The organism is Anaerovorax odorimutans (genome assembly GCF_024459955.1).
In the GTDB taxonomy this organism is placed as follows: Bacteria; Bacillota; Clostridia; order Peptostreptococcales; family Anaerovoracaceae; genus Hominibacterium; species Hominibacterium odorimutans_A.
On the sequence record NZ_JANFXK010000055.1, the window covers coordinates 1 to 1695 of the forward strand.

General features: G+C 56.4%; 3 protein-coding genes. All 3 read right to left on the reverse strand.

The features are described from left to right. A partial coding sequence (locus NE619_RS19340; RefSeq protein WP_256133825.1) for an ssDNA-binding protein occupies nucleotides 1-127 on the reverse strand: 127 nt, incomplete at its 3' end. Between the two features lie 3 nt (nucleotides 128-130). After that, nucleotides 131-1300 carry a DUF2800 domain-containing protein gene (locus NE619_RS17740; RefSeq protein WP_256133823.1) on the reverse strand — a complete coding sequence of 390 codons (1170 nt, stop codon included), beginning with the start codon at nucleotides 1298-1300 and terminating at the stop codon, nucleotides 131-133. After that, a partial coding sequence (locus NE619_RS17745; protein WP_256133824.1) for a hypothetical protein occupies nucleotides 1297-1695 on the reverse strand: 399 nt, incomplete at its 5' end. The genes NE619_RS17740 and NE619_RS17745, both read right to left, overlap by 4 nt.

A 1695-nucleotide genomic window follows, 5' to 3' on the forward strand; every position in this document is an offset into this window, starting at 1 on the left:
TTGGCACCAGAATGGTGCAGCTGTATTTCGGCTCCTGTCCCGAGTTATGCGCGTAAGGTGTAAATAGATGCACATAGGACAATCTCACTTTATCGGTAACGACTTTCGTTGGTTTTAATTCTGCCATTTTTTACTCCTCCTTGAAATCTTCCTCCGCGGAAGTCTGTAATGTGATAGGTTCTCGTTCGTCTTCCTCCGGGGCCAGGGTCGGTTTTCCCGGGGGTTTAACCACCTGGTCGGCCAGCAGCTCCCGAAATTCTTTTTTGCCGAGCATCTTCTCAATCTCGGAAAGGGTGTGCGGTTTTCGCACGTAGAGCATTTCTTCTTCGACCATGCCGGAGCAGGCGAGGATCTGGAACGCTTTGTCCTGGTCGGCGAATTTCCGGACGGACCGGCCTTCCACCGCCTTCCATCCCGGGACCGTTCCTCCGGAAAGCACTTCTTTCAGCGCCCATTCTTCCAAATCCGAGGCCCAGGCTTTTAAGTCCTTTGCCTGTTTCAGGATCGGACCGATTTCCTCCGCCGTAAGCAGCGGCGGTTTTTTAAAGTCTTCTTTGGCCAGTTCCAGGTTTTGTTCCGATCTCGCGCGGCAGGTATGTTTCGCCCTGCAAAACCGGCAGGTTTCCTCAGAGGGTCGGTACTCTCCTTCACCCTTGAAGGCCAGTTCCGCATTAGGTTTTACAACGGCATTCAACCATGCGTTCAGTTCCTCTACATAAATCACCCCTTCATTGTTGTAGTCAATCCTGGGCTGCACAATGTGCATTCGGATCTCTTTAATCGGATAAAGAAAGGCATATTCTTTGAGCGCCCCCGCAGCGTAAAGCTTCATCTGTGGATTGCCTTCCGCTTTCACCGGCACGCCCTTGCCATATTTGAAATCAATCACGTGCATGACGTCTCCGCCGATAATGACGCAGTCCCCGGTACCAAATCCCTCCGGGACAACATGGCTATAGTCCAGGCGCTTCTCTACCGCTATGTAAGGCGGGGAATCGAAGCCATGGACGATCCCGGACACGTAGTCCAGGTATTCATCCGTATAGCCGTCCATTTCCTTCTGGTACAGGTCCTTTTCCTGTAGCGCTTTCAATTTCTTTTTAAAGGTGGCCGCGGACTGCTTCTTGATGAAGTTCTGCCGCACTTTCAGCTCACAAATCTCATGGGCCAGGCTACCCTCTTCGGCGTAATCGGACGCCGCGTCCGGAAATTGTTCTTCCAGTCTGGCCGACGGGTGGCAGATCAGCCACCGACTTGCCGCCGACGCGGACAGCAACGCGTGTTTTCGTTCCTGGCTCATAGTTTCGCCCCCAGAGCCCGCAGCTCGGTCGCGAAGGCGCCGTACTGCTCTTTCGGCAGCTGCGTCAGGGCCTGCACCCCGAACTTGCCCAGCAGGTTAATCACGACGCTCTGGTCCTTCTTGGCTTCCATGAGCTGTGATGCGGCAAGGGCGAGCTGTTCCTGCGTGTAAGCGGCCGCCTGTGTCGGCACGGCTGCCGCTGGCTGCGTTTGGGGCTGCATGGCCTGCTGCGCGGCGGAGTTGGCCGGCTGTGTTGGCGCTGCCTGAACCGGTACGGCCGGTTGTACGGGCGCCGCTGCCGTTTCTACGGCCTGCGTTGCCACAGCCGCTGCCGCTGGCAGAATTTGCGTCTGCCGCGTCGGTTCCGCCCGCGTAGGCGTCCCCATGTCCGCCGC

Bases quoted from the DNA above. Each gene is read 5' to 3' on its own strand.
- NE619_RS17740 (WP_256133823.1), bottom strand. From the start codon at position 1,300: ATGAGCCAGGAACGAAAACACGCGTTGCTGTCCGCGTCGGCGGCAAGT.